This is a genomic window from Psychromonas sp. Urea-02u-13, assembly GCF_002835995.1.
Taxonomy (GTDB): Bacteria; Pseudomonadota; Gammaproteobacteria; order Enterobacterales; family Psychromonadaceae; genus Psychromonas.
The window spans coordinates 1-741 of the sequence record NZ_PJBZ01000224.1 but is presented as its reverse complement, the minus strand read 5'-3'; the positions used below and the strand labels follow the sequence as shown (position 1 = coordinate 741).

Here is a 741-nt window from a genome sequence, read left to right as displayed (position 1 = left end):
AAACGCTCAGCCTCAACACTATCAAGATCTGAGCTTCAATGAGCGTTTATCATTGTTGCTTGATGAGGAGTTAACCCAACGAGAGCAGTGTAAAATCGAGCGTTTAGTCAAACAAGCTAAATTCCGATTACAAGCGCACCCAGAGCAGATAGAGTATCGTGCAGGCCGTGGTATTGAGAAAGCAAAGGTACGGAGTTTACTTGAAGGCCATTGGTTAACTCACCACCAAAATCTTATTTTTACAGGCGCAACAGGCTGTGGAAAAACATTTATGGGTTGTGCCATTGGGCAGCACTTCTGCCAGCAAGGCAAAGTGTACGCTACTTCAGGCTAAAGGGATTACAAGAGCACCTTCAGCAAGTGCATGGTGATGGTGATGGTGATGGTAGCTACCCACGGTTTCTGGCGCAGCTTAATAAGTGCCAAATTCTGATCATTGATCATTGATGATTGGGGAATGGAGAGCTTAACGGGACAACAGCGCAGCGATCTCCTGGATATTATTGATGCACGACATGGTGAAAGATCAATGATCTTAATGAGCCAACTACCGATCTCGAAATGGCATGAGTTAATTGGAGAAGCGACTTATGCGGATGCGATCATGGATAGATTGGTTCACTGTGCGGAGCGATTTGAACTAAAAGGTGAGTCGATGCGGAAAATGGGAGCAAAACTGTTGACGGAAATTAAATAAAGAATTACAACTCAATATCACCGCAAAGTGACAAGAAAAAGTGA

Annotated in this window: 1 pseudogene; it reads left to right on the top strand. The window is 44.1% G+C overall.

Annotation, left to right across the window (positions count from 1 at the left end):
• Positions 1-52 precede the first annotated feature (52 nt).
• Positions 53-697 (top strand): annotated as a pseudogene (locus tag CXF74_RS22750) (ATP-binding protein).
• Positions 698-741 lie beyond the last annotated feature (44 nt).